The following is a 26,959-nucleotide window of genomic DNA, read 5'->3' as shown; positions in this document are numbered from 1 at the left end:
TGTGACACGTGATGGGCACGGCGCAGAGCAGTCAGACCCGGCAACAGCGGCCCCGGGCGCGGCCGTTGTGGGTGGAGGAGCCCGCCAAGCGGCGGCGGATGCCGGATCCGGTGCGGACGGCGGCGGTCCGGGCGTTCCTGATCATCGCCGTGACGCTGCTCCAGGCGATGATCGCGTTCTTCTGCACCATGGCCGAGTCCTGGCTGGCCTTCCCCATGGTGATCAGCAGCGTCGCCAGCACCGTCGTCGCGACCTGGGCCGCTCTCGACGTCTGGGTGACCCGCCAGGTCTGGAACCAGCGTTACGGCGTCGTCTCCGCCCCCAGCAGCACGGCGCGCGCCTTGCGCCGCGAACGCCGAGTGGCCCGCCGCGAGGCGCGCGCCGCGGAGCGGGCGCAGGAGCGGATACGCCGGCAGCAGGGCGGGACCGGGCAACTCTCGCACCCCTGAGGGGAGTTCCGGCGGGGCGGGGGTACGAGGCGCCTGTGCTCCCGCACGCGGGGGCGCGGGGTCGGCTCCCGCAGCGCCGGGGGCGGGCTGGCGGGCTGGCGGGCTGGCGGGCTGGCGGGCTGGCGGGCTGGCGGGCTGGCGGGCTGGCGGGCTGGCGGGCTGGCGGGCTGGCGGGCTGGCGGGGCGAGGGTGGTCGCTGCTTCGGTGTTTCGCGGCGGCTTCTGTGAAAGTGGGGCCGAGGGCGTGTCGTCCGGTGGCGCCGGGGAGCGTCTCATCTCGGCCGATCCTGAGGGGATGTTTCAAGTAGCCGCCCCTGGAGGGGCTTTCCTCAGGGGCGGTTACCGGACGGGGCTTCCCGCGTGCGGACGGTCCAGCCGGAGGCGCGGTGTTCGGGGTGGGTTCCGGAGAAACGGCCGGTTTCAGGCTTGGGATCCTGGGGCGGGCGGGCTATCGCGGAGTGCGCCGATCCGGCCGGTTCGGGCCTCGGGAGGGCGGTCCGTTGGAGCGGACGGGGTGGCTCAGGAAGGCGTGCCACTAAGCCGGTTCGGCCCCCGGAAGGCGTTCCGCTCGACTGGTTCAGCCGCGGGAAGGTGTGCTGCTCGGCTGGTTCGGCCCCTGGGACGTGTGCCCCGGTCGGCCGCCCCGCCCAGAGGGCCCCCGCTCCCGGAGCGGTCTACGGCGTCGCACTGGAGCACTGGAGCACTGGAGCACTGGAGCACTGGAGCACTGGCAAGGCATCACACCCGGCTCCCCGAGGACAGCCACCCAGCCGCCCCCGGGCAAGCCTCGACCCGGGCCCGGGACAAGCCTGCCCCGCACGCCCTCCAACAGCCGCGCCTTCTTGGCCCCAACAGCCCCGTCCGCCCCCCTTGGCCAGGGCCCCTCAGAGCCGCCCTCCACTCCAGCAGCCGCGCCCGAACCGCATCTCAACCACAGCGCCCCCCACAGCCGAGCCCGCGCCACCCCGGGCCACGGCGCCCTCGCAACAACCGCGCTCGAACCGCCCCATGGCCACAGCGCCCCCAGAACCGTGCCCGAGCCGCCCCCGGGCCACAGCCCCACACACAGCCGCGTCCGGCCCCCTTCTTGCCCTCAGCCCTCTCCGACAGCCCTCCCTCAGCCTCCCCCAGCCCGCCGGAGAGCGCCGTCCTACCCCCCGCTCGCCACCGGCCTCTTGTACATCCGCGTCGCCGTGATCTCCGTATGCACCGCCTCCCCCGCAGGAATCTCCCGGGGCAGTCCGGGCCGGAGATGTTCCTCGACGGTGATGTACTTCAGCCCGGCCCGCAGGTCGGCGTCGTTGCGCAGTCGGATGACGAGGGGGAACTCGGCGAGGGCGGTGGTGTCGAAGAGCCCGGTCGTGTAGAGGAGCTGGACGCCGAGGGCGTCGGAGACGGCGCGCTGGAGTTCCAGGAGGTACGTCGCGTTGGCGCGGCCGATCGGGTTGTCGAGGAAGAGCGTGCCGGCGTGCCGGTGCTTGTCGCGGCCCCGGTCGTTGGAGCGCAGCGCGGCCATCGTGCAGTAGAGGGCGATGGCGGCGGTGAGGAGCTGCCCGCCGGAGAAGACGTCGCCCATCTGCCCGACGGGCACCCGCTCGGCGCGCAGGACGGCGTCGGGCTTGAGGATCTCGACGGCGACGCCCTTGGGCTGGAGTGCGGCGGCGACCCCGCGCAGGAGCAGGGACATGCCGTCGCGCCGCAGGTCGGAGTTCTTCTTGACGGCGGCCCGCGTGGCGTCGTCGACGACCTCGCCGAGCCGTTCCGTGAGGGTCGCCTGGTCGGGTTCCTCGAACCGGATCCGCAGGAACTCCTGCCCGGACCACTCGCCGAGCCCTTCGGGCAGCCGGGAGAGCCGCTGAGCGGACCGCAGGGTGGCCAGCGCCGACTCGACGAGCCCGCGCAGCCGGTCGACGATGGAGTCGCGGTTGCGCTCCAGCTGGGCGAGTTCGTCGGTGAGCACGCGCAGGCGCGGGGCGAACGCGTCGGCCCACTTCTGCGCGTGCTCGGGCAGCGCGGACGCGGGCAGCTCGCGGATCTGCTGGCGCGCGGGTGTGCGTACCTGTTCGTAGCGCGTGGAGTTGGCGTGCCGGACGAGGACGTCGCTCGCCTCGCGTACGGCGGCGTCGGCGGCGGACAGGTCGCCCGCGCAGCCGCGCAGGGCGCGCCGGGTCTCGGCGGCGGACGTACGGGCATCCTCCAGGGACCCGGGGTAGGGCTCGGGCGTCTCCTGGTCGTCGTCGGAGACGTGTTCGCGCAGCAGGTCGCGGAGCATCGCGGCGACCTCGTCGAAGCCGCCGGCGCCGTCCTCGGCGGTGCGGTGCGCGGCGAGCATCTCGGCGTGCGCGTCCCGGGCCTGGGCGAGCGCCTCGGTGCGGGCGGCGAGTTCGGCGGTGGCCGTACGCAGCAGCGCCTGCGCGTGCTCGGCATCGCGCGGGACGAGCTCCTCGGACAGTTCGGTGTGTTCCTCGCCCTCCTCGGGGGCGAGGCGTTCGTGTTCGCCGCGCAGCCGGCCGAGTTGTTCGCTGGCGGTGGACATGCGGGTCTCCAGGAGCTGCACGAGCTCCTCCGCGCGCGCGGAGGCGGCCTGCCGGGAAGGCCCGTCGGAGCCGTCGGGCGACTGGAGGAGCTGTTCGGCGCGCGTGCGGACCTTGTTGCTGAGCCGGTCGAGTTCCGCGCGGGCGGCGCTCTCGTCGCTCTCCGCGCGCGCCTGCTCGGCCCTGAGGTCGGCGCCGACGCCGACCTTCTCGTACACCTGCGAGGCGGCCCGGTAGGCCTCCCTGAGGGCGGGCAGGGACGCTTCGGGGGCCTGGGAGCCGTCCTCGGGCACGTCGTCGGGCGCGCCGGCGATCTCGGAGCGTTCGGCGCGCAGCGCGCGGGCGGTGCGGCGGGCGTCGTCGGCGGCGCGCTGGGCGCCTCGGCGGTCCTCGTCGGCGGCGCGGGCGCGCTCCAGGCACGCCTGGGCGCGGGCCTCGGACTCGGTGGCCTCGTCGGCGAGTTCACGCAGCCGTACCTGCCAGCCGGCGCGCTCGCGCAGGCGGAAGGCGAGCCCGGCGAGGGCGTCGGCGGCACGACGGGCCTTCTGGGCGGCCTCCTGCTTCTCGTCGCGGACCTGGGCGGCCTCGGCGGAGGCTTCCTCGGCCTCCGCGCGCGCGACGCGTGCTTCGGTGAGTTCGGCCTCGGTCTCCTCGGCGAAGGCGCGCGCCTCCTCGGCGGCCCGTTCCATCTCGACGAGCCGTCCGGCGGGGCAGCCGGTGCGCCAGGACGCGAGCCGCGCGGACAGTTCGCGGTCCTTGCCGAGGCGGGCGGCGAGGGTGCGGATCTCCTCGTCGCGGGCGGTGGCCCGCGCGCGCAGGGCCTGCCGTTCCTCGTCGGCGGCGTGCTCGTCGTGCATGGCGGGATTCGGGGGGACGAGGAAGACGCTGTCGTCGTGGCCGGAGGGCGTGGGGGCGAGCAGGGCGGCGGCGGTGCCGACGGCGACCGTGGAGCGGGGCAGGAGGGCGGCCTCGGAGAGCGCCTCGCGCGCGCGGACGTGGGAGTCGGGGTCGGTGATGATGACGCCGTCGACGAGTTCGGGGCGGGCGCCCAGCACGCGCGCGTGGTCGGTGGGGTCGACGGACTGCGCGAGGTAGCGCCAGCCGGGCAGGGCGGGGATGCCGTGCTCACCGAGGAACTCGACGGTGGCCAGCACGTCGGGGCTGGGCGGCAGGAGGCCGCCGTCGCCGAGGGCGCCGAGGATGCGGGCGTCGTCGGCGGCGGCCGTCCGCAGGTCGAAGAGGTGGCGTTCGGCGGAGGTGACGGCGTCGTCGAGGAGTCCGCGCAGTTCGTCGGCGTACCGGTCGAGGTCGGCTGCGGAGAGGGGTTCGCTGCTGAGGAGTTCGGCGAGCCGTTCTTCGGCGGCGAGCGCCTCGGCGATGCGCTGCTCGGCCTCGTACGACCGTCCGGCGGCCGTGGAGGCGTCGGCGGCGCGGGCGGCGGTGAGTTCGGCGCGGGACTCGGCGGAGGCGGCTTCACGGGCCGTCTCGGCGGCCCGGCGGGCGGCTTCGCGGGCGGTGTCCCAGGCGGCGACGGCGTTCTTCTCGGCGTCGCTGGCGGCGAGGGCGGCGCGCGCGGGGTCGGCGTCGGGGGAGCTGTCGTCGAGCCAGCCCGCGCGGACGGCCTCGGCGATCTCCTGCTCGACCTCGGTGAGGCGCTGGCGCAGGTGCTGGGCCTCGCTGCGGGCGCGCTGGGCCTCGGTGGCGGCGGTGGTGTTGTCCCGGTAGGCGGTCTCGCTGACCTCCTGGAGGGCCGCCGAGCGTTCCTCGCCCTCGTTGGCGAGGGCCTCGGCGCTCTCGGCGGCTGCGTGCAGGGCGCGGACGAGGTCGACGGCGGCCTTCGCGCGCGCGGCGAGCGCCGGGGCGGCGTCCCGTTCGGCTTCCTGGATCGCGGCGGACACGCGCGCGACGCGGTCGGAGGCGGCGCGGTGGCGCAGGGCGGCCTCGGCGGCCTGCCAGGCGGAGTGCAGGGTCCGCGCGTCGGCCAGTTCGCGCTTCTGGGCGGCGGCGGACTTCTCTGCGGCGGCCAGCGCCAGGGAGGCGTGCCGGAAGGCGAGTTCGGCGGCGGTGAGCGCGCTGCGCTCGCGGGCGCTCTCGGAGTGGGTGACGGCGTAGGCGGCGGCCGTCACCCGCTGGGCGAGGTCGGCGGCGCGCGCCCGCTCCTGGACGCCGCGCGCGGACAGCCTGCGCGCCAGCGCGCGGGTACGGCGCTCGGCGGCGGTGTGGACCTCCCGCGCACGCGCGCGGGTGTCGGCGGCGTCGACGATCCGCCCGAGGAGGTCGACCGACCCGGCGGTGAAGTCGCGTTCGGCGATGAGTTCGGCGCGCCGGCCGAGCTTGTTGCCGAAGCCGCCGACGAGGTCGGCGAGGCCGTCGGTGTCCCGGGTGTCGGTGACGGCGCGCAGCAGCAGGTCGGTGAAGTCGGCGTCCTTCTTGACGGCGAAGAGGCCGGCGGCCTCGCCCTCGTCGGCGTTCATCTCGCGCTGGTAGCGGAAGAGTTCGGGGTCCAGGCCGAGTTCGGTGAGGTGCTCGACCCACCGGTCGTGGATCTCCTCCCAGTGGACCTCCAGGTGCGGGTAGGCCTTGTCGGCGTCGGTGACGGCGTCCCGGAACCCCTTCATGGTCCGGCGGCGCCCCTGCGCCCCGGAGGCGCCCTCGACGGGCGCGCGTACGGCGGTGGACTCGGCGACCGGCAGGCTGTCCAGGGAGAGGCCGGGGCCGGGCCGGAAGGAGTACCAGGCCTCGGCGAACTTGCGGGGGTCGTTGGAGACCTGCCGGCCGCGCCACTCACTGACCTTGCCGACGACGACGCACTCGCCGGTCAGCACGTGCTGCCACTCCAGGGCGACGTGTCCGCAGTCGTCGGCGAGGAGGAACTTGCGCAGGACGCCGGAGGAGGCGCCGCCGAGGGTGTTGCGGTGGCCCGGGAGCATGACCGAGAAGATCAGCTTGAGCAGGACGGACTTGCCGCCGCCGTTCTCCAGGAACAGCACACCCGCGGGCGCGGGGCGGCGCGGCGGGCCGACGGGCTCGTCCTGGAAGAACTCCGCCTGGGTGGGTGCGGGGTCGGGCACCACGTCGCCCACTCCTCGCAGGTCGAGCACGGTGTCGGCATAGCGCGCACCGGCCGGACCGATGGAGTAGAGGCGGACCCGGGACAGCTCGTACATGGCGGCTCTCGTCGTTGAATCTCGGCGGTGGATCGTCGGCAGGTTGTGTCAGTGGATCGTTTTGGGAGGCGCGAACGGTTCACGCGTGGAACGGCAGTCCGGCGTCGGCCACCAGGTCCAGGTCCTCGGTCTCCTCGGCGGGCATCAGCGTCGGTGTCCCGTCGGTCACCGGCACGATGCCGAGTTCCAGCAGTTCGGCGAGGGCGGCGCTGCCCGCCATGTCCCGTACCTGGAGCTGGTAGCGGGCGGTGGTGCGGTAGGTGCCGCCGTTGTCGTCGCCGGTGCGCTGGAGGAACCCGGAGTCGGTGAGGAAGGCGACGGCCTTGCCGACGATGCCGGTGGTGGACCCGGCGAGGCGGCGGGCGTCCTTCGTCGCGCCGGTGGCGCTGCGGCGCGTCCACACGCGCCAGGCGGACTCCAGGCCGGGCGCGTCGGACGCCGGGTCGGTGTTCTCGCCGTCCTCGGCGGCGCGCTCCTCCAGGCGCCGGCAGGCCTGCCGTACGAAGGCGTCGACGCCGTGGACGCTGACGCGGCCGATGTAGCCGTCATCGGCGAGGTCCTCCGGGCGGGGGAAGGCCAGGGCGGCGACGGCGAGGTGGGCGAGGCCGTGCAGGAAGCGGTCGCTGCCGTCGGCGGAGGTGCGACGCGCGTAGTCGCCCATGCGGACGGCGAACACGGAGTCCTCGCCCGCGGTGACGGCCATGCCCGCGCGCGGGGACACCTCCAGGACGACGAGGCCGAGTCCGGTGGCGACGGCATCGGCGAGCCGCGCGAAGGCGGGGTCCTCGCGGTAGCGGCGCAGCAGTTCGGCGTACTCCTGGTCGCGCGCGGGCTGTAGTTTCGGCTGGAGTCCGAAGGCTACGAGCCGGGCGGCGTCGGCCGCGTCGGCGGGGGTGACGGCGGCGGGCGCCGGGGGTGCGGGAGTTTCCGGTTCACTCCACTCGACGGGCTCATTCACGACAAGAACTCCAGAACATCAAGCCGCCTCGGTCCGATCGGCGGCCATTCCGACAGCGTCCAACAATGCGGTTCCGACGATCAGGTCCGCGCCACCGAATTCGGGGTCGTCGAGTTCCGTGCCGTCGTCCACGGCGAACAGCAGTTTCTCCTCGCCCTGCCGGTAGGCGGTGCCCACCGCGGGGCTGGCGGCGTGCACGGCCAGCAGGGCGACCAGGTACGGCAGTTCGGGGTCGGCGCGCCGGGCCTCGGCGAGCAGGCCGGAGAGCCTGCGGGGGGCGTCGGCGGGGAGGTCGAGGAGCACCTTGGCGGCGGCCAGCTGCTCCTCGCTGAACCGGCTGTCGTCCGGGGTGGCGATGAGGTCCGGTTCGGGCATCTCCGCGCCGAGGTGCTCGCGTTCGACGGGGGGCGTGAGCAGGATCTCGACGAGGTCGGCGACCCGGACGGAGACCGGCGTGCGCATGCCGGCGCCCTTGGCGAAGAAGGCCCCGGTGACGCGGCTCGCCTGTTCCAGCGGCAGCGGCAGCACGGGCGCGACGAGATGGCCGTAGAGGTCTATCCCCGAGGACGTCATGGGTGTCGAGAAGGCCTGCCGGTCCTGTTCCGCGCGGAACAGCGGGCCGGCCTCCAGGAGGCGTGACTGCAACTGCGTGTGGCGGCGGATGCAGTCCTTGACGATGTCGACGAGTTCGGCGGCGCGGCGCTTGTTCTCGGCGTCCTCGATCTCGTCGCGGGCCTTGCGGATGTTCGTGAGGATCGCGTTCTCGTGGCGGTACCGGTCGGCGACGTGGTCGAGGGCCTCGGCGATCATGTCCGGTACGGCGTTCAGCCAGTCGACCGCGCGCACGTTGCGCCGGGTCGCCTCCAGGGCGCGGCGGAGGGTCTCGGAGTACTGCACGGTGCGGTAGCGGGCCTGCTCGGCGGCGAGCTGCGCGTCGGCGAGCCGGCCGCGCCGGATGAGGACTTCGAGCTTGACCTCGGCGGCGATCTGGGCGCTGGTGACGTCCGTGTCGAGGGCGCCGACGAGGACGTTGACCGCCTCGTCCGTCGTCCGCAGGTAGACGGCGCCGTCGAAGCCGGGGACCTCCTCGACGAGCTTGAAGTCGTAGTCGCGGCGCACATAGCTGCCGTCGGCGGCGAACGTGCCGTACACGGCGCGGAAGCCGCGGTCGACGCTGCCGACGTTGATCAGGTTCTCCAGGACCCAGCGGGCCACGCGCTCGTGCTCGGCGGCGGGACGCTCGGGGGCCTGGGCGGCGATGCGGGGCAGCAGGCGGGCGACGACGTGGTCGTGGTCGGCGCCGGTGTCGAAGTCCATGTTCAGGGTGACCAGGTCGATCGCCGAGAGGGCGATCTCCGCCATGCCGTACACCGAGTACTCGCCCGCGAGATTGGCCTTGCGGGCGTCCAGGTCGTGCAGCGGGGCCGTGCAGGCGAGCGCGCGCAGCCGACGCGCCAGGCCCTCGTCGGCGGCCGGGCCCGGTGCGGGGCGCGGCGCCGCGCTGAGCTGGGGCGGAACGCGGTCCGTCGATGCAGGCGAAGTCACGGTGCACAGACTAGGTCCTCGGTCTGACAACGACCCAAACGCCGGGGTGCGCCGGTGGATCCCGGGGCGTACTAGGGCATGTCTGACACACGGCGTTCGTACGCCTCTGTCACTCGTTCGCGTGAATCCCGGAGGTAGGTCACCAGCAGCCGCCGCGCCCCGTCCCGGTCGCCCGCCCGGAGCGCCTCGAGGATCTGGTGGTTGCGCGTCAGGTACGGCTCGTGCAGGGCGCGCGGGTCGTCGACCAGGTGGAAGGCGAGGCGGAGTTCGGCGAACACGCCGCGCATGAACTCGTCGGTGCGCTCGCTGCCCGCGAGGGCGACGAGGGCGCGGTGGAAGTGGATGTTGGCGGTGCCCAGCGATTTCCAGTCACTTTCGCGCAGCGCCGCCTCCCCGTCGGCGACCCCGGCCGCGAGCGCGTCGAGCGCGTACGGCGGCTCGCCGAGGCCCCGGACGACGGCGCACTCGATCAGCGCGCGCGTGCGGTAGATGTCCTCGACGTCCTCGACCGTCAGGACGCGCACGAAGACGCCCCGGTTGAGTTCGTGGACGAGCAGCCGCTCGTGGGTGAGCAGCCGGAACGCCTCGCGCAGGGTGTTGCGCGACACGCCGAGGGCGCCGCCGATGCTGTCCTCGGAGAGCCGGGTGCCGGGCAGGAAGTAGCCCTCGGCGATGCGGCTGCGGAGGATGTCCGCGACCCGTTCGGCCGTGCTGGTGCGCCCCAGGAGCGCGCGATCGTCCGCCAGTCCCGCCCGTTGCTCCACCCGCTCCGTCATGCCCGGAATTCAACCGCAGACATCTCAACGAAACAACATGGGTATTGAAGGATCGTTCAACGATCCTCTACCTTGCTACGCATCCTGGCCAGGTCCCGCACGGCTCATCCCCACGCACTCCCTGCGAGGTGTCCCATGAGCACGACCGACACGCACTCCCCCACGACCGACGCCGACAACTGGCTGCGCGCGCTCGGGCCGAAGGGCCGGCGCGCCTTCGCGGGCGCGTTCGGCGGCTACGCCCTCGATTCGTACGACTACTTCACGCTGCCGCTGAGCATGGTCGCGCTGGCCGCGTACTTCGGCCTGGACAGCGGCCAGACCGGCCTGTTCACCACCGTCACCCTGGTCGTCTCGGCGGTCGGCGGCGCCGTCGCGGGCGTGCTGGCCGACCGCATCGGGCGCGTGCGCGCGCTGATCATCACCGTCGTCACGTACGCCGTGTTCACCGTCGCCTGCGGCTTCGCGCCCACGTACGAGACGCTGCTGGTCTTCCGTGCCCTCCAGGGCCTCGGCTTCGGCGGCGAGTGGGCGGTCGGCGCGATCCTGGTCGCCGAGTACGCGAGCGACAGGCACCGGGGGCGCACGCTCGGCGCGGTGCAGTCCTCCTGGGCCGTCGGCTGGGGACTCGCCGCGATCGTGTACACGCTGGTCTTCTCGGTCTTCGACGACGACCTCGCGTGGCGCGTGATGTTCTGGACGGGCGCCCTGCCGGCCGTCCTCGTGCTGTGGATGCGCCGCCGCGTCCAGGACGCCCCCAAGGCGGTCGCCGTACGCGAACAGAGCGCCAGCAGGGGCTCGTTCACGGCCATCTTCAAGCGGCCTCTGCTGCGGACGACCCTGTTCGCCGGGCTGCTCTCCACGGGCGTGCAGGGCGGCTACTACACGCTGGCGACCTGGGTGCCGACGTACCTGAAGAACGACCGGAACCTGTCGGTCGTCGGGACGGGCGGCTATCTGACGTTCCTGATCTCGGGCGCCTTCCTCGGCTACCTGACCGGTGGTTACCTCACCGACCGGCTGGGCAGGCGGCGCAACATCTGGGTGTTCGCACTCCTGTCGGCGGTCTGCGTCCTGGCGTACGCGAACATCCCGCCCGGCGCGAACACGCTCCTGCTGGTGCTCGGCTTCCCCCTCGGGTTCTGCATGTCGGCCATCTTCAGCGGCTTCGGCTCCTACCTCGCCGAGCTGTACCCGACGGCCGTGCGCGGCACCGGCCAGGGCTTCACGTACAACACCGGCCGCGCGGTCGGCGCCGTCTTCCCCACCACCGTCGGCTTCCTCGCCGACAGCTGGGGCGTCGGCGGCGCCCTTGTCTTCGGCGCGATCGGCTACGGCATCGCGGCACTGGCTCTCCTGGGCCTGCCGGAGACCAAGGGAAGGACACTGACGTGAAGGCGACTTCGTACGACCGTCCCGTGGCCGCCGTCGACCCGCGCGCACACGCGTGGAGCCCGAAAACCGCCCGCGCCCGCTTCCGGGAGGGCCTCTCGGGACCCACGGCCGGCGTGTCGGCGGGCCACACCCAGGCCAATCTGATCGCCGTCCCCGCCGACTGGGCGTACGACATGCTGCTGTTCTGCCAGCGCAACCCGAAGCCGTGCCCCGTGCTCGACGTGACGGACGCGGGCTCCTGGACGACGCCGCTCGCCGAGGGCGCCGACCTGCGGACCGATCTGCCGCGCTACCGGGTGTGGCGGCACGGGGAACTGGCGGACGAGCCGGCGGACGCGCGCGCGTACTGGCGCGATGACCTGGTCGCGTTCCTCATCGGGTGCAGTTTCACGTTCGAGTCCGCGCTTACCCGGGCGGGCGTCCCGATGCGCCACACCGAGCAGGGCCGCAACGTCCCGATGTACGTCACCGAGCGCCCCTGCCGCCCCGCAGGGCGCCTGTCGGGCCCCCTGGTGGTGTCCATGCGCCCGGTGCCCGCCCGGCACCTGGAGACGGCCGTACGGGAGACCGGGCTGCTGCCCGCCGTGCACGGCGACCCCGTACACCTGGGCGACCCGGCGGGGCTCGGCATCGCCGACCTCGCCCGGCCCGACTTCGGCGACCCGGTGGACGCCGGACCGGACGACATCCCGGTGTTCTGGGCCTGCGGCGTCACCCCGCAGGCAGCGGTCATGGCCTCGCGCCCGCCGTTCGCCCTCACGCACGCGCCGGGACAGATGTTCCTCACGGACGCGCGGGACGATCATTACCGCGTGGGCTCACCCGCACTCGACCTCGGCCCTCGCCCCGGCCTCCGGCAGGAGACAGCATGATCGATCTGAACGCCGACCTCGGCGAGGGCTTCGGCCGCTGGCGGCTCACCGACGACGAACGGCTCCTGTCCGTCGTCACCAGCGCCAACGTGGCCTGCGGCTTCCACGCCGGGGACCCGGTCACCATGCGGCGCGTGTGCGCGCTGGCGGCCGAGAACGGCGTGACGATCGGCGCGCAGGTCTCCTACCGGGACCTCGCCGGGTTCGGGCGGCGCGCGATGGACGTCCCGGCCGACGAGCTCGCCGCGGAGGTCGCGTACCAGATCGGCGCGCTCGACGTCTTCGCGCGGGCCGCGGGCGCGCGCGTGGCGTACGTCAAGCCGCACGGCGCGCTCTACAACCGGATCGTCCACGACGAGGAACAGGCGCGCGCGGTCGTCGACGGCGTCCTCCTCGCGGGCCCCCTGCCGGTGCTCGGCCTGCCGGGCTCCCGCTTCCTTGAGCTGGCGGAGCGGTCGGGACTGACGGCGGTGCCGGAGGCGTTCGCGGACCGCGCCTACACGGACGACGGGACGCTCGTCCCGCGCACGCAGGAGGGGGCCGTCATCGACGACCCCGAAGCGGTCGTCGAACGTTCCCTCGCCCTCGCGTCGTCGGGGCACGTTCTCTCCCGGACCGGGGGTTCCGTCGCGGTCCGGGCGCGGTCGCTGTGCCTGCACGGGGACACGCCGGGGGCGGTGGACCTCGCACGCAGAGTGCGGGAGCGGCTGGAGGAGGCGGGCGTGCGGGTGGGGGCGTTCGCGTGAGGAGAGTTACGGTCGAGGTGAGAGGCGCGCGTGAGGGCGGTCGCGGTGAGGGCCCCGCGCAGGGCCGGCCGCGCGGAACCGCCGTACGGGGCGGACGGCGGGAACACGGCCCCGGCAGGCCACCGACGCGGGCACAGGTACGGGCCGGCCGGGAGAGGCACCCATGAGCACGAACCTCCGCATCCTCCCCGTCGGCGACGACGCGCTCCTCGTCGAGGTGTCCTCCGGCGCCGAGGCCGAGGCGCTGCACGCCGAGCTGAGCCGTCGCCGCTCCGCCGGACTGCTCGCGGTCCGTGAACTCGTCCCCGCGGCCCGTACGGTCCTCCTGGACGGCCTCACGGACCCTTCCGGGCTCGCCGCCGAGCTGGCGGGCGCCGAGATCCCGCCGGTCGCCGCGCGGACCGAGGCGGCCGTGGAGATCCCGGTGCGCTACGACGGCCCGGACCTGGCCGACGTCGCCGCGCACTGGGGCGTCACCGAGGAAGAGGTCGCCCGCATCCACGCGTCCACCGAGTTCCGCGTCGCCTTCTGCGGCTTCGCCCCCGGCTTCGGGTACCTCACGGGCCTGCCCGCGCGCTACGACGTGCCCCGCCGCAGCACTCCACGCACCGCCGTCCCCGCCGGCTCGGTCGCCCTCGCGGGCCCGTACACCGGCGTGTACCCGCGCTCCTCGCCGGGCGGCTGGCAGCTGATCGGCACGACGGACGCGGTGCTGTGGGACCACACGCGCACGCCGGCCGCGCTGCTGTCGCCGGGGACGCGCGTGCGGTTCGTTCCGGTGGGCCGTGAAGTCCCGGCCGGGCAGGACGTCGCCGTGGGCCGTGTGGATCCTGGAGCCCGGACGTGACCGATCGCGCTCTCGCCGTCGTCCGCGCCGGCGTTCTCACCACCCTCCAGGACCAGGGCCGCCCCGGCCACGCCCACCTGGGCGTACCGCGCTCCGGCGCGCTGGACCCCGGTACGGCCGCCCTCGTCAACCGGCTCGTCGGGAATCCCACCTCCGCCGCCGTCCTGGAGACCACCCTCGACGGCTGCGCCCTGCGCCCCCGCTGCACGGTCACCGTGGCCGTCGCGGGCGCGCCCTGCGCGGTGACCGTGGACGGGCGTCCGGCGCCCTGGAGTGCCCCGGTCCACGTCCCGGCCGGAGCGCTGCTGGAGGTCGGCGCGGTGACGTCCGGTGTCCGCTCGTACGTCGCCGTCTCGGGCGGCTTCCTCGTCGAACCCGTCCTCGGCAGCCGGTCCACGGACCTCCTGTCGGGCCTGGGCCCCGCGCCGCTGGCGAACGGCACGGTCCTCCCTCTGGGCTGTCCGTCGCCTCCACGCGCGCGCGTGGACACGGCGCCCCGACCGGCGCCGCCCGCCGAACTGGTCCTCCACGTCACCCCGGGCCCCCGCGCCGACTGGTTCACCCCCCGGGCCCTCGAAACGTTCACCACGCGCGCGTACCGGGTCTCCCCGGCCAGCAACCGCATCGGCCTGCGCACCGAGGGGCCCGTCCTGGAGCGGGCCAGGACCGGTGAACTCGCCAGCGAGGGCATGGTCCTGGGCGCCGTGCAGGTCCCGCCGGACGGGCATCCGGTCGTGTTCCTCGCCGACCACCCGACCACCGGGGGGTATCCGGTGATCGCGGTCGTCCGCGCGCGGGATCTCGCGGCGGCGGCTCAGGCGGTGCCGGGGACGCCGGTGCGGTTCGTGGAGGTGCGGCGGCGGTGAAGGGCCGAGGGCGCGCGCGGGCGTCCGCCGTGCCTGGCTCGACGCCGTGAACGCGTGGCGCGCCTTCACCGTGCCGGACTCGGCGCTGTGAACGCCCGCGCCGACGCGGACCTCCTGCCGTCAACCGCTCACGCCACGTCCGCCCGCCTCTCCCCCACCGAGGCGGCGCCCACCGAAACCGCCCCCAACGCCGCCGAAACCGCTGCCGCGGCCCGCAGATCCAGCCGCGCGCTGGTCCCCCGCGCGCGGTGGCGCAGTTCGTCGGCGGCCAGGGTCAGCAGCTGAGGCAGCAGATCGGTGCACCGCCGGGCCACCCAGGCGCTGCCCTGGGTGGCGAGCCACCAGAGGCCGGCCGACCGGGTCGGCGCCGGGAACTCGGGGTCGGGGGACGGCGCGGGCCCCGTCGCCCGCCCCGACTCGCGGAGCAGCGCGTGGAACCGTGTCGCGAGCTGCCGGTGCCCCCGTTCACCGGGGTGCAGCCGGTCGGCGCTCCACATCGTCCGGTCGCTGATCCAGGCGCCCTCGGCGGCGTGCAGATGGACAGCGCCGTGCCGTTCGGACAGGGCGTGCACGACCGTGTTGACGGCCCGCTGGCGCCGGGCCAGGGGGCGGGCGAGGGCGGCCGGAAGGCCCAGCATCTCCCCCGGGTCGGGCAGGCACGCGGTCAGCAGGGTCACGCCCCGGCCCGCGAAGGCGCCGTACACCGTGTCGAGCCGGTTGGCGACGGCCTGGATGTCGAAGGTGCAGCGGAGGGTGTCGTTGACGCCCACGACGACGGAGGCGACGTCGGGCCGCAGCGCCAGGGCCGTCGGGAGCTGGCGCTCCACCACGTCCCGGGTCTGCGCCCCGCTGACGGCGAGGTTGGTGAAGGCGACCGGCTCCCCGCTGAGCCCGCCCGCGAGGAGCGCCGCCCAGCCGCGCCAGCCCTCGCCCACGGGGTCGCCGACTCCTTCGGTCAGCGAGTCCCCGAGAGCGACGAAACGGACGGGGTTCACGCGAGGCTCCGGGAGACGCCGGGACGGGACGGGACCGTCGTGTCGGACACGTCGGGACGAGACAGGACCGCTGCGTCAGACACGTCGGGACGAGACGGTTGCGTCGCATCGTCAACGTCAGAACGCAACGGTATCGTCGCAACCCTCCCCACCCCACCGGACCGACACGGCACCGCCGCATCGTGAGCGGCGAGGAACGCGTCCACCGCCCCCTCCCACCCGAAGCACTCCGCCCGCGCCCGAGCCTCCCCGCGCCGCTCCTCCTCGCGCCGCGCGAGAAGCGACTCGACGGCGTCCGCGAACGCCTCCCCCCGGTCGGCGGCGACGGCTCCCGCGCCCCCGATCACCTCGGGCAGCGCGGACGAGGCGCTGACGACGACCGGCGTCCCGCAGGCCATGGCCTCCAGCGCGGCGAGCCCGAAGGTCTCGGCGGGCCCGGGGGCGAGGCACACGTCGGCGGACGCCTGGAGCGCCCCGAGGACGCCCCGGTCGCCGACGTGCCCGAGGAACGTCACCGGCAGCCCCTGGGCCCGCTGTTCGAGGCGGGCCCGCAGCGGCCCGTCCCCGGCGACGACGAGCCGGGCCCGAACGCCCCGCGCGCGGAGCGCCTCCAGGGCGTCCAGCGCCGTACCGGGCCGCTTCTCGACGGACAGGCGGGTGCAGGTGACGAGGAGGACCTCGTCGGCGCGCGCGTACCGTTCCCGCAGGGCGGGGTCGCGCAGCGAGGGGTGGCGCTGGACGAGGTCGACGCCGAGCGGGGCGCGGACGACGTTGCGGGCCCCGATGCGGACGAACTCCCGCTCGGCGAACTCGGTGGTGCACACCACGCGCGCGTAGGTGTGCGCCGTACGGACGTTGAGGGCGTCGGCGGCGCGCCGGGCGGCGCCCTCGGGCAGGCCCCAGGTGCGCAGGACGCCGTCGGCGGTCTCGTGGGAGACCATCACGGCGGGCACGCGCGCGCGGCGTGCCCAGCGGCCGGTCCACCTGAGGGTCGTCCGGTCGGAGACCTCCAGCCGGTCGGGGCCGAGTTCCTCCAGGAGGCGCGCGACACGGCTCTTGTCGGTGAGCACGCGGTACCCGCCGGTCCCGGGGACGACCGGCCCGGGCAGGGTGATGACCCGCCCCTGCTCGGTGTCCTGGTCGGTGTGGCGGGGCCCGGGAACGATCAGCACGGGCTCGTGCCCCGCCTCGCGGAACCCCTTGCCGAGCTCACGCAGGGCGGTGCGCAGCCCTCCGGAGGCAGGCGCGACGAAGTTGGCGAGCCGCACGATCCGCAGCCCCTCACCGTTACGGACGGCCCGCGGCCAGTCGCCCTCGCGGATTCCCGAACGCGCGCGCCGACGCCCCCCGGAGCCCTCACGCGGCCCCTTGAAGGCACCCCGAGGCGCCCCGAAGTCCTCACCCGGGCCATCGAAGGCGCCCTCCACCCCGGAGCCCGCACGCAGGCCCTCAGAGGCCCCCTCAGGCGCCCCGGAGGCCGCGCCCAGCCCCTCGAAGGCACCCTCAGCCCCGGAGACCCCCCGCACCCCCTCGCGCCCGCCCACGTCCTCACGCCGACGCAGCCCCTCGTCCGGCTCCCGGTTCACGCCGCCACCGCCTGCCGACGCCGCGCGGCCAGCACGTCCGCGTAGTGCCCGATGAGCTGGTCCCCGACGGCGGCCCAGGTCCGCCCCTCGACCATCGCGCGCGCGGCGGCGCCGTACGACGTCCTGCGCGCGGGATCGGCGGCGAGGGCGGCGACGGCGTCCCGCAGGGCGTCGCGGTCGCCCGCCGGGAAGAGCAGCCCCGTGCGCCCGTCGGCGACGAGGTCGAGCGGCCCGCCGGCGGCGGGTGCGACGACCGGGACGCCGCTGGCCATGGCTTCCTGGACGGTCTGGCAGAACGTCTCGAAGGGCCCGGTGTGGGCGAAGACGTCGAGGGAGGCGAAGATCCGGGCGAGTTCGTCGCCGGTGCGGCGGCCGAGGAAGACGGCGCCGGGGAGCTGCTCGGCGAGCGCGGGCCGGCTGGGCCCGTCGCCCACGACGACGACCTTGACGCCGGGGAGCGCGCAGACGCCGGAGAGGAGCTCGATGTGCTTCTCGGGGGCGAGCCGGCCGACATAGCCGACGATCGTCTCGCCGTCGGGCGCGAGTTCGCGGCGGACCGCGTCGTCGCGGAGGTCGGGACGGAACCGTACCGTGTCGACGCCGCGGGGCCAGAGCTTCACGCGGGGCACGCCGTGGGCGGAGAGGTCGTGCAGGGAGGCGCTGGAGGGCGCGAGGGTGAGGTCGGCGGCGGAGTGGACGGAGCGGATGCGGCGCCAGGCGGCGGCCTCTCCGGCGCCCATGTAGGTGCGGGCGTAGCCGGCGAGGTCGGTCTGGTAGACGGCGAGCGCGGGGACGCCGAACTTGGCGGCGGCGGCCATGCCGCGCACGCCGAGGACGAAGGGGCTGGCCAGGTGGACGACGTCGGGCCGGTGGTCGACGATCGTCGCGGCGAGGCGTCGGCTGGGGAGGGCGACGCGGACCTGGGGGTAGCCGGGGAGCGGGAGGGAGGGGACGTGCACGACGGGGCAGGGCGCCGAGGCGTCCGGCCGGTGCCCGGGCGCGGGGGCCGGGGCGACGACGACGGGGGCGTGACCGCGATCTACGAGGTGCCGGGCGGTCTGGAGCGCGCAGTGGGCCACGCCGTTCACGTCGGGGGGAAAGGATTCGGTCACGATGACGACACGCATACGGGTGTTGTCTCCGCGCCGGACGTGAACGCGTCAAAGTGGATCTTTCCGAACGACGAACGCCGCATGAGCGTTGAGCTGCACACCCGAGCAGGTCAGACGGTGTCCATGTCCGTCTGACCCGAGGGTCGTCGGGTGTTCACCCGGCGGGCGGAAGGGGGCCCGTTTCGATCACACGGGGGAGCCTGTTCCGATCAAGAACGATCACGCGAAATCGGAAGCGGTCACATGGCGGCCGTGTCCGGGCCGATCCGGCTCCGTACGGCCGTCTGGACCTCCGCCTCCTCGGCGGGGTCGGCGGCGAGCCGGCGCAATCGCTCCACCACGCGCGCGTCGCCGGTCTCGGCGTGGCGGGCGGCGACCTCCCGGGTGGTCTCCTCGCAGTCCCAGAGGCATTCGACGGCGAAGCCGGTGGCGAAGGAGGGGTCGGTGGCGGCGAGCGCCTGTGCGCAGTGGCCGCGCAGGTGCGAGGAGGCGGTCTCGCGGTAGATGTGCCGCAGGACGGGGGCCGCGCAGACGATGCCGAGCCGCCGGGCGCCGTCGATCAGGGGCCACAGGGTCGTCGCGTCGCATCCGTCCCCGCGTACGGCCTCGCGCAGGGCGCCGAGGACGAGGTCGCTGTCGCGGGTGGCGCCCCGGCAGGCGAGGACGCGTCCGGCGGCGGCGCCGAGCGGGTCGGGCCGGTGGACCCACCCGCGCGCGCGGTCGACGGCGGCGACGGACCGCATCCGCTCGAAGGAGTCGACGGCGGCCTCGACGACAGGGGTCGTGCCGGTGGCGACGGCCTGTTCGACGAGGTCGAGGACGGCGGGGTCGTGGCTGTCGGCGAGGTAGCGCAGCGCGGTGCAGCGGGCGCCCTCGGTGCCGTCCTGGGCGGCCCGCAGGATCTCGGGACGGTCCTCGGGGCCCGCGACGGCCGCGAGACAGCGAGCGGCGGGCACATGGAGCGCGGCGCCGCGCTCGACGCCCTGCTGGGCCCACTCGAAGACGGCGGCGACGCTCCAGCCGGGGCGTGGCCCGCTGGGACTCATCTGGCGCTGCCAGCGGTCGAAACAGCCGGTCTCCTGGGCGGCGCGCACACGCGCGGAGACGTACTCGCGCGGATCCTCGGCCCACAGCCGCCAGGGCCGGGGCTCGAAGGCGTCGCGGACGGTCGCCGCGAGTTCGGCCTCGCCCTCGGCGTCGGTGGCGAACCGGGCGAGCACGGGCATGGCGAGGGCGCGCAGGCCCGTGTCGTCGTCGCGCAGGGCGAGTTCGTCGAGCGCCCAGGACCAGTTGGCGCCCGAGGTGGCGTACCGGCGCAGCAGCCACAGGGCGTCGCGCCTGCCGTACGAGGCGAGGTGGCCGAGGACGGCGAGGGCCAGGCCCGTACGGGACTCCTCGGTGTCGAAGGCGTCCTCGGCGTCGAAGAGATGCGCCTCGATGTCGTCCAGCTCGCCGTTCAGGTCGAGGTAGAGACGGGCGTAGTACAGGGAGCGGTTCTCCACCTGCCAGTCGTGGCGTGGATCGCGCAGCACACAGTGGTTCAGGGCCGCGAGCGCCTCGGCGCGCGGTGCGGTGAGCGCGTGCAGCGTGCCGTCGCCGCGGCCCCTCTGGAGGAGGCCGAGCAGGGTTCCGCTGGGCGCTATGACCGGATCGAACATGGGAAACAGCCTCACATCAAGCGTCGACGCAACCGGGGATCGTGCACTACCTGGCCGCGTGACAACACGTCGGGGCGCCCGCCGTCTCTTGCTTGCTGTAGACCATCTTCCTCTGCCTCTCGTCGGTGGCCCATGCGGGCCGCGTCACGGCCCACGCGGTGCGGCAACACCTGCCCAGCCATCATGTCCGTGAATCACGACGTCATGATGACCCGGCCGTTCTGCCTGCCGCGACCGAAATATCCGGCGGCTTGGTACCGCCTCCCCCGTTGTGGTCGATTTACCTGCCGAAAATCTGTTTATCACCTGGTGAACAGCCGCCCTCAGGGCCGTTGTTCACCCAACGCCGAACAGCTCCAGAAGCTCCGCTCGGCCGAACATGCGGGCGGTGTCGACGGCCGAGGGGGTGCCCTCGGCGGGGTCGGCGCCGGCCGCCAGGAGGACCCGTACGACCTCCGTCTCACCCTTGAACGCGGCCCCCGCGAGGGGGGTCTGGCCACGGTCGTTGACGTCCCCCGCGGGCGCGCCGCGCTCCAGGAGGGCCCGGACGGCGTCGGCGTGGCCGTGGTAGGCGGCCAGCATCACGAGGGTGTCGCCGCGGTCGTTGGTGAGGTTGGCCGGAACGCCCGCGTCCACGTACGCCACGAGCGCCTCGGTCCGACCCTGCCGGGCCAGATCGAAGATCTTGGTCGCCAGCTCCACGACCTCGGGGTCGGGGGCTTCAGCCATCGGTTCGGACCGCCTCTCGGATGCCGGCGCTGTGCCGTACGGGTGAATCGACAGGGTACTGGCTCGTCACGCACATGGGCGGCGCCCGCCGTGGCAAAGATCACGAACAGGACCGTTCGAGGCAATCATCCCCTTCAGGTGGCGCAAGCAGAGTTACCCCGAACGGTGGAAATTCTCACCAATTCACCCTTTTGCACCTTTTATCGTATAGATACATCCTGTGAGCCTGGAAGTACTCATGGTGACTGTCCCCCCTAGCCAGGAGAACTCAAATGATCCTGTCCATCTCAGGCGTGGTCCTGCTCGGCATCATCGTCTTCCTGTTCTTCAAGAAGGACGGGCTCAAGGCGTCCCACGCGCTGGTGGCCGCGCTCTTCGGCTTCTACATGGCCTCCACGGCCATCGCCCCCAGCATCAAGGCCGGCGGCGAGAGCCTCGCGAGCCTGCTCGGCGGCATCAAGTTCTGACCACCCATCCCGTACGCACCTCCAGGAGACAGCAGTGGCCCGGCGCCCTCTCCCCCGCATTCTGAGCACAGGCAGCGCGCAGATCGCCCGGAGCCGGGAGCTGGCCCGGACGGCGGCCGACAGCGCCACCGACGTCCTCCACCCGCTGATCACCATCTCGCGCGGGCTGCGCCGGCTGGCCTCGGCCGGGCGGCGCAGATGGACCGAGACCCCCAAGGACAAGCGCGGACCGCTGCTGTTCCTGGTGGCCTCGGTGGTCCTGGTCGTGGCGTTCGTGCCGTACGGGCCGCTGCTCGCCGTCGTCGCGCTGATGGCGGCGGCGGCCTGGCAGGGCCGGGACCGCACCCCACCGGCCCCGGAAGGCCCCGACGAGGCCCAGACGGCCCGCCTCGGCTCCCTGTACGAGGCCCTCGTCCCGTACTTCTCCACCGCCGAGGACCCCTCCCCGCTGTACGCCCACGGCGGTGACTGGGAGAAGGCGTTCCCGGCGTACGACTTCGACGACTCCGGGCGCGTCGCGCGCCTGCGCATCCGCTACCCGGCGTACTTCCCGGACGGCGAGCCGGAGGCACGCGCGCGCGTGGAGCAGCTCCTGTCCGCCAAGGCCGGCCGGGGCCGCGAGTACCTCTTCGCCTGGGACGAGGAGGGCAACGAACTCGGCGTCGACGTCCTCGACCCGCTCCCCACCGACCTCGCCGCCCAGCGCTTCGTCACCGCGCCCGGCGAGACGGTCCTCGGCTTCACCGACCCCTCCCACACCCAGCGCACGCTCCCCCTCACCCACGGCGAGGAGCACCGCGACGTCCCGCCGGTCGTCTGGCGCACCGGCATCCGCTCCACCGAACCCCACCTGCTGGCCGTCGGCCAGCCCGGCACCGGCACCTCCACCCTGCTGCGCTCCATCGCCCTCCAGGCCCTGCGGTACGGCGACGTCCTCATCGTCGACGGCGGCGGCACCGGCGAGTACGCGTGCCTGACCGGCCGCGACGGCGTCCTCGGCGTCGAGGTCGGGCTCGCCGGGGCGCTCACCGCGCTGGAGTGGGCGGCGCAGGAGACGGAACGGCGGCTGATCGCCGCGAACCGTGCCCGGCAGGAGGGCCACCCCCCGCCCGAGGACACCAAGCGCCCCCTGTGGCTCCTCCTGGACCGCCCGACCGCCTTCACCCACCTGGCGGCCACCGACGGCCAGAAGGACCCCCAGACCCACCTCCAGACGCCCCTCCGGCACGGCCGCGCCGCCCAGGTCACCGTGGTCGTGACGGAACAGTTCGACGCGCTCGACGCCCTCGGCGACGCCGTACGGCAGCACACGCGCGCGCGTGTGGTGCTCGGCCCGGCCTCCCCCCACCAGCTGGCGGCCGTCCTCGGCGCACCCCCGCACACCACCCCCGTCGACCACATGCCCCCGGGCCGCGGCTACGCCCGCCTCGGCACCGGCCCGGTCCACCGCCTCCAGGTCCCGGCGACCCCGGACCCGTACGACGACGCCACCAGCGACGCCGACCGCCAGGCGGTCCTGGACCTCCTGCCCCCGCGCAGCGCACCGCTGCTGGACGACGACACGGTGTCGGTGGAGACGGTGTCACTGGAGAAGGCGTGACGCGCTAGGACAGAGAGGTAAGGGGCGTTCTCCAGGGAGAGCGCCCCTTACTCACGCCACGCAACTCACGCCCCGAAACTCACGCCACGAACGTCCGAGGCGTCTCCCCGCCCCCCGACCGCCCGCTCTCCACCAGCCGCGCCGCGGCGGCCAGCCGGGCCACCGCCTCGTCCGCCACCGCGCCCCCCACGGTGAACGGCAGCCGCACGTACCCCTCGAACGCCCCGTCCACCCCGAACCGCGGCCCGGACGGCACGCGCACCCCGACCCGCTCCCCCGCCTCGGCGATCCGCGACCCCGACAGCCCCCCGGCGCGCACCCAGAGGGTCAGCCCGCCCCGGGGCACCGAGAACTCCCAGGCGGGCAGCTCGGCGCGCAGGGCGGCGACGAGGGCGTCCCGGTTCTCGCGGGCCTGGATCCGCCGCAGCTCGACGGCCTGCGCCCAGCCACCCGTCGAGAAGAGCCAGTTGACGGCGAGCTGCTCCAGGACGGGCGTACCGAGGTCGGCGTACGCGCGCGCGGCGACGAGGCTGCGGATGACGTCGGGGGCGGCCCGCACCCAGCCGATGCGCATCCCGGCCCAGAACGCCTTGCTGGCCGAGCCGACAGTGATCACGGTGGACCCGGCGGGGTCGAACCCGCAGACGGGGCGCGGCATCGAGACGTCCTCGTCGAGCCACAGCTCGGTCATCGTCTCGTCGGCGACCAGCACCGTCCCGGCGGACCGGGCGGCCTCCACGAGCCGGCGCCGCTGGTCGTCGTCGGCGAGGGCGCCGGTCGGGTTGTGGAAGTCGGCGACGACGTAGGCGATGCGCGGGGCGGCCTCCCTGAGGACCTGCCGCCAGCGGTCCATGTCCCACCCGGCGAGCCCCTCGGCCATCGCGACGGGCACCAGCCGCGCGCCCGCCTCCCGCATGAGCTGGAGGATGTTGGCGTACGACGGCGACTCGACGGCGATGCGTTCGCCGCGCCCGCCGAAGAGGTGGCAGATCGCGTCGATGGCGCCCATCGCGCCGGTCGTCACCATGATCTGCTCGGGCATGGTGGGGATCCCGCGCGCGGTGTACCGCTCGGCGATCATCGCGCGCAGGGCGGGCAGGCCCGCCGGGTAGTCGCCGTGCGTGTGCGCGTACGGCGGCAGTTCCTCCAGGGCGCCCTGGACGGCGCGGGTGAGCCACGGCTCGGGCGCGGGCAGGGCCGCGCAGCCCAGGTCGATCATCGACCCGAGGTCCTCGGGGGCGAGCGGTTCGAGCCCGCGCGCGGGCAGGGGGTTGCCGGCGGGGACGACGGTCCAGCTGCCGGCCCCGCGCCGCGACTCCAGGAACCCTTCCGCGCGCAGCGCCTCGTAGGCCGCCGCGACGGTCGTACGGCTCACGGACAGCGCGAGGGCCAGTTCGCGTTCGGCGGGCAGGCGCGCGGCGACCGGGACGCGGCCCTCCAGGACGAGGAGGCGTACGCCGTCGGCGAGCGCGCGGTAGGCGGGCGGACGGCGGGTGCCGGGCCCGGCCGGACGCTCCTGCTGGGACGTCAGCAGCCGCGCGAGTTGCGCGGGCCCCACCGCCGAGGTCCACTGCGCCATAAAGATCAGTCCACCTTCCCCGAATTGGCCCTGGATGCGTCACGCATCCCCCCACAGAGTGACACGCACCAGTCCACTTTCACTACCAGGGGGTCCCCTTGTCCGCCTCGGTCACGCGTCACCGTCTGGGACGCCGTCTCGTGCAGCTCTACGTCGGGCTGGCGCTGTACGGCGTCAGCTCGGCGCTCCTGGTCCGCGCGGGGCTCGGTCTGGAGCCGTGGGGCGTGCTCCACCAGGGGCTCGCGGAGCTGACCGGGCTGACGATCGGCGAGGTCGCCATCGTCGTGGGCGCGCTGGTGCTGCTGCTGTGGATCCCGCTGCGCCAGCGTCCGGGGCTCGGCACGGTCTCCAACGTCTTCGCGATCGGCCTCGCGATGGACGCCACCCTCGCGCTCGTCCCCGACGCGCACGGCCTCGCCGTACGGGTCCCGCTGATGGCCGCCGCGATCGTCCTGAACGGCGTGGCGACCGGGCTGTACATCGCGGCGGCGTTCGGTCCGGGGCCGCGGGACGGGCTGATGACGGGGCTGCACCGGCGTACCGGCCGCTCGATCCGGCTGATGCGGACGGCGGTCGAGGTGGCCGTGGTGGTGACCGGGTTCGCGCTGGGCGGGACGCTCGGGGCCGGGACGGTGCTGTACGCGCTGGCGATCGGGCCGCTGGCGCAGGTGTTCCTGAAGGTGTTCGCCGTCGCGCCGGCACCGCGCGGCAGCGCGGCCGTTGCCACCGGGACACCGGAGGGGGCCATACTGCCGCGGTGACCACGCTGATACGCCACCCGTACCTCGACCACCCGGGGCCCATCCCGTTCGCGCACCGCGGCGGGGCCGCGGACGGCCTGGAGAACACCGTGGCGCAGTTCCGGCGCGCGGTGGAGCTGGGCTACCGGTACATCGAGACGGACGTGCACGCCACGCGCGACGGCAAGCTGGTCGCCTTCCACGACTCCACGCTCGACCGGGTCACCGACGGCGCCGGACGGATCGCCGACCTGCTGTGGAAGGACGTCGCACGCGCGCGCGTGGGCGGCGAGGAGCCCGTACCGCTCTTCGAGGAGCTGCTGGAGACGTTCCCCGAGGTCCGCTGGAACGTCGACATCAAGGCCGAGCCCGCGATGCACCCGCTGCTCAACCTGATCGCCCGCGCGAACGCCTGGGACCGCGTCTGCGTCGGCTCCTTCTCCGAGGCCCGCGTGATCCGCGCCCAGCGCCTGGCGGGCCCGCGCCTGGCCACGTCGTACGGCACCCGGGGGGTGCTGAACCTGCGGCTGCGGTCCTGGGGCGTGCCCGCGGCCCTGCGGCGTACGGCGGTCGCCGCGCAGGTGCCGGAGGCGCAGTCGGGCATCCAGGTGGTGGACCGGCGCTTCGTGCGCCTCGCGCACGCGCGCGGGCTCCAGGTCCACGTGTGGACGGTGAACGAACCCGGCCGCATGCACCGGCTTCTGGACCTCGGCGTGGATGGCATCATGACCGATCACATCGACACGCTGCGCGAGGTCATGCGGGAGCGGGGCGTCTGGGCCTGAGCCCCCCGCGCGGCGGTCCCACGGGGAAGCGAGGCACGGGTGGGGAGCACCGGCACCCTGGTGGCCGACACCACGGACCGGCGGCGCGAGCAGCGCGGCTGGTACTTCTACGACTGGGCGTGCTCGGTCTACTCGACGAGCGTCCTCACGGTGTTCCTGGGCCCCTATCTGACATCGGTGGCCGAGAACGCGGCCGACGCGGACGGGTACGTCCATCCGCTGGGCATGCCCGTGCGCGCGGGGTCGTTCTTCGCGTACTCGGTGTCCCTGTCGGTGATCGTGGCCGTCGTCCTGATGCCCCTGGTGGGCGCGGCGGCCGACCGCACGGGCCGCAAGAAGCCGCTCCTGGGGATCACGGCGTACACCGGTGCCGCGGCCACGCTGGGGATGTTCTTCCTGGACGGCGACCGCTATCTGCTGGGCGGGCTGCTGCTGATCGTGGCGAACGCCTCCCAGGCCGTGTCGATGATGCTCTACAACGCCTACCTGCCCCAGATCGCCGGCCCCGAGGAGCGCGACGCGGTCTCCTCGCGCGGGTGGGCGTTCGGGTACGCGGCCGGGTCGATCGTCCTGGTCGTGGACCTGGTGCTGTATCTGGCGCACGACTCGTTCGGGGTGTCCGAGTCGACGGCCGTACGGATCTGTCTCGCCTCGGCGGGCCTGTGGTGGGGCGCCTTCACGCTGATCCCCCTGCTGCGGCTGCGCGACCGGCCCTCGGCCCCGCGCGCGGGCGCGTCAGCGCCGGGTCTGAGGCAGTTCGCGGCGACGCTCCGCGACATGCGCCGCCACCGGCTGACCCTCGCCTTCCTGCTGGCCTACCTGATCTACAACGACGGCATCCAGACGGTGATCTCCCAGGCGTCCGTGTACGGCTCCGAGGAGCTGGGCCTGAGCCAGTCCACGCTCATCGGGGCCGTCCTGCTGGTCCAGGTGCTCGCGGTCGCGGGCGCCCTCGGGATGGGCCGGCTCGCCCGGACGTACGGCGCCAAGCGGACGATTCTCGGCTCGCTGGCCGCCTGGACGCTCACCCTGGGCGCGGGCTACTTCCTGCCCGCCGGGAACCCGGCCGGGTTCTTCCTGCTGGCCGCCGCCATCGGGATGGTTCTCGGCGGCAGCCAGGCCCTCTCCCGCTCGCTCTTCTCCCACCTGGTGCCGCCCGGGAAGGAGGCCGAGTACTTCTCCGCGTACGAGATGAGCGACCGCGGGATGAGCTGGCTGGGCCCGCTGCTCTTCGGCGTCACCTACCAACTGACCGGTAGCTACCGGGACGCGATCATCTCCCTCGTGGCCTTCTTCGCCCTCGGGTTCGCGCTGCTCGCGAGGGTCCCGGTGGAGCGGGCGATCCGCGACGCGGGAAATCCCGTACCCGAGAAGATTTAGCGCTCAGGGCGAAAGGGCGGTAGTGTACGCGTTTGGCCTGCCAGGCGTACCGTTACTGCGCGTCAAAGATGCCGAAACGCTGGGTTGCATCTCTGAACAGATGTGACAAAGCGGGCGCCGGTGGGTACTGCACTGATTGAGAAGGCTGCGGCTACGACGGCGACGCATGACCCG

At 74.1% G+C, this 26,959-nt stretch carries 20 protein-coding genes and 1 pseudogene; 11 read left to right on the top strand and 10 right to left on the bottom strand.

Going from position 1 to position 26,959, the window contains the following annotated elements; all coding sequences use genetic code 11:
- Positions 1 to 11: 11 nt before the first annotated feature.
- Complete coding sequence (locus tag PV682_RS09975; RefSeq protein ID WP_319726252.1) at positions 12 to 449, top strand: hypothetical protein; 438 nt, start codon at positions 12 to 14, stop codon at positions 447 to 449.
- Positions 450 to 1,598: 1,149 nt separating this feature from the next.
- Here the strand turns inward: PV682_RS09975 and PV682_RS09970 are convergent.
- From PV682_RS09970 to PV682_RS09955, 4 genes are all read right to left on the bottom strand, one after another.
- On the bottom strand, positions 1,599 to 6,149 hold the full coding sequence (locus tag PV682_RS09970) for a coiled-coil domain-containing protein (RefSeq protein ID WP_319726251.1): 4,551 nt from the start codon (positions 6,147 to 6,149) through the stop codon (positions 1,599 to 1,601).
- Positions 6,150 to 6,228: 79 nt separating this feature from the next.
- Positions 6,229 to 7,107, bottom strand: coding sequence for a hypothetical protein (locus PV682_RS09965; protein WP_319726249.1), 879 nt, complete (start codon positions 7,105 to 7,107; stop codon positions 6,229 to 6,231).
- Between the two features lie 18 nt (positions 7,108 to 7,125).
- Positions 7,126 to 8,652 carry a hypothetical protein gene (locus PV682_RS09960; RefSeq protein ID WP_319726246.1) on the bottom strand — a complete coding sequence of 509 codons (1,527 nt, stop codon included), beginning with the start codon at positions 8,650 to 8,652 and terminating at the stop codon, positions 7,126 to 7,128.
- A gap of 71 nt (positions 8,653 to 8,723) precedes the next feature.
- Complete coding sequence (locus PV682_RS09955; protein ID WP_109362906.1) at positions 8,724 to 9,428, bottom strand: GntR family transcriptional regulator; 705 nt, start codon at positions 9,426 to 9,428, stop codon at positions 8,724 to 8,726.
- Between the two features lie 135 nt (positions 9,429 to 9,563).
- Here PV682_RS09955 and PV682_RS09950 point away from each other — a divergent pair, with 135 nt between their 5' ends.
- The 5 genes from PV682_RS09950 (at position 9,564) to PV682_RS09930 (ending at position 14,154) form a co-directional block, all read left to right on the top strand.
- Entirely contained in the window at positions 9,564 to 10,823 is a 1,260-nt protein-coding gene (locus PV682_RS09950; RefSeq protein WP_319726242.1) for an MFS transporter, read from the top strand.
- Positions 10,820 to 11,695 (top strand): putative hydro-lyase, encoded by an 876-nt coding sequence (locus tag PV682_RS09945; protein WP_319726240.1) that lies wholly within the window; start codon positions 10,820 to 10,822, stop codon positions 11,693 to 11,695. The genes PV682_RS09950 and PV682_RS09945 overlap by 4 nt, the downstream gene beginning before the upstream one ends.
- Positions 11,692 to 12,441, top strand: coding sequence for a LamB/YcsF family protein (locus PV682_RS09940; RefSeq protein WP_319726237.1), 750 nt, complete (start codon positions 11,692 to 11,694; stop codon positions 12,439 to 12,441). The genes PV682_RS09945 and PV682_RS09940 overlap by 4 nt, the downstream gene beginning before the upstream one ends.
- Before the next feature lie 163 nt (positions 12,442 to 12,604).
- On the top strand, positions 12,605 to 13,288 hold the full coding sequence (pxpB, locus tag PV682_RS09935) for a 5-oxoprolinase subunit PxpB (protein WP_319726234.1): 684 nt from the start codon (positions 12,605 to 12,607) through the stop codon (positions 13,286 to 13,288).
- Positions 13,285 to 14,154, top strand: a complete 870-nt coding sequence (locus PV682_RS09930) for a 5-oxoprolinase subunit C family protein (protein WP_319726231.1) — start codon at positions 13,285 to 13,287, stop codon at positions 14,152 to 14,154. The genes pxpB and PV682_RS09930 overlap by 4 nt, the downstream gene beginning before the upstream one ends.
- A gap of 128 nt (positions 14,155 to 14,282) precedes the next feature.
- Here PV682_RS09930 and PV682_RS09925 read toward each other — a convergent pair whose 3' ends face one another.
- The 5 genes and pseudogenes from PV682_RS09925 to PV682_RS09905 all read right to left on the bottom strand — a co-directional run bounded on the left by PV682_RS09925 (position 14,283) and on the right by PV682_RS09905 (position 20,234).
- Positions 14,283 to 15,149 carry an SGNH/GDSL hydrolase family protein gene (locus tag PV682_RS09925; protein WP_319726228.1) on the bottom strand — a complete coding sequence of 289 codons (867 nt, stop codon included), beginning with the start codon at positions 15,147 to 15,149 and terminating at the stop codon, positions 14,283 to 14,285.
- Between the two features lie 152 nt (positions 15,150 to 15,301).
- A pseudogene (locus PV682_RS09920) lies at positions 15,302 to 16,471 on the bottom strand (glycosyltransferase); the annotation flags it as partial.
- A gap of 260 nt (positions 16,472 to 16,731) precedes the next feature.
- Positions 16,732 to 17,862, bottom strand: a complete 1,131-nt coding sequence (locus PV682_RS09915) for a glycosyltransferase family 4 protein (protein ID WP_319726226.1) — start codon at positions 17,860 to 17,862, stop codon at positions 16,732 to 16,734.
- Positions 17,863 to 18,086: 224 nt separating this feature from the next.
- Positions 18,087 to 19,505, bottom strand: a complete 1,419-nt coding sequence (locus tag PV682_RS09910) for a HEAT repeat domain-containing protein (RefSeq protein WP_319726223.1) — start codon at positions 19,503 to 19,505, stop codon at positions 18,087 to 18,089.
- 336 nt (positions 19,506 to 19,841) lie between these two features.
- Complete coding sequence (locus PV682_RS09905) at positions 19,842 to 20,234, bottom strand: ankyrin repeat domain-containing protein (protein ID WP_319726220.1); 393 nt, start codon at positions 20,232 to 20,234, stop codon at positions 19,842 to 19,844.
- Between the two features lie 272 nt (positions 20,235 to 20,506).
- On the opposite strand from PV682_RS09905, the gene PV682_RS09900 reads away from it, so the two are divergent.
- The gene (locus PV682_RS09900) at positions 20,507 to 20,701 is read left to right on the top strand and encodes a hypothetical protein (RefSeq protein WP_010357990.1); all 195 of its coding nucleotides are present in this window, start codon (positions 20,507 to 20,509) and stop codon (positions 20,699 to 20,701) included.
- A gap of 34 nt (positions 20,702 to 20,735) precedes the next feature.
- Positions 20,736 to 22,301 (top strand): P-loop NTPase family protein, encoded by a 1,566-nt coding sequence (locus PV682_RS09895; RefSeq protein ID WP_319726217.1) that lies wholly within the window; start codon positions 20,736 to 20,738, stop codon positions 22,299 to 22,301.
- 79 nt (positions 22,302 to 22,380) lie between these two features.
- Here the strand turns inward: PV682_RS09895 and PV682_RS09890 are convergent, their stop codons facing one another.
- Positions 22,381 to 23,880 carry an SCO1417 family PLP biosynthesis transcription factor gene (locus PV682_RS09890; protein ID WP_319726214.1) on the bottom strand — a complete coding sequence of 500 codons (1,500 nt, stop codon included), beginning with the start codon at positions 23,878 to 23,880 and terminating at the stop codon, positions 22,381 to 22,383.
- Positions 23,881 to 23,978: 98 nt separating this feature from the next.
- On the opposite strand from PV682_RS09890, the gene yczE reads away from it, so the two are divergent.
- From yczE to PV682_RS09875, 3 genes are read left to right on the top strand one after another with little or no spacing between them, the layout of a single operon-like run.
- Positions 23,979 to 24,641 (top strand): membrane protein YczE, encoded by a 663-nt coding sequence (yczE, locus tag PV682_RS09885; protein ID WP_055721427.1) that lies wholly within the window; start codon positions 23,979 to 23,981, stop codon positions 24,639 to 24,641.
- Positions 24,638 to 25,405 (top strand): glycerophosphodiester phosphodiesterase, encoded by a 768-nt coding sequence (locus PV682_RS09880; protein ID WP_319726210.1) that lies wholly within the window; start codon positions 24,638 to 24,640, stop codon positions 25,403 to 25,405. Before yczE ends, PV682_RS09880 begins: the two co-directional genes overlap by 4 nt.
- Positions 25,406 to 25,444: 39 nt before the next feature.
- The gene (locus tag PV682_RS09875) at positions 25,445 to 26,785 is read left to right on the top strand and encodes an MFS transporter (RefSeq protein WP_319726207.1); all 1,341 of its coding nucleotides are present in this window, start codon (positions 25,445 to 25,447) and stop codon (positions 26,783 to 26,785) included.
- The last annotated feature ends 174 nt before the right edge of the window (positions 26,786 to 26,959 follow it).

Source organism: Streptomyces niveiscabiei, from assembly GCF_033794345.1.
In the GTDB taxonomy this organism is placed as follows: Bacteria; Actinomycetota; Actinomycetes; order Streptomycetales; family Streptomycetaceae; genus Streptomyces; species Streptomyces niveiscabiei.
This window is presented reverse-complemented; position numbering and strand designations above follow the sequence as displayed.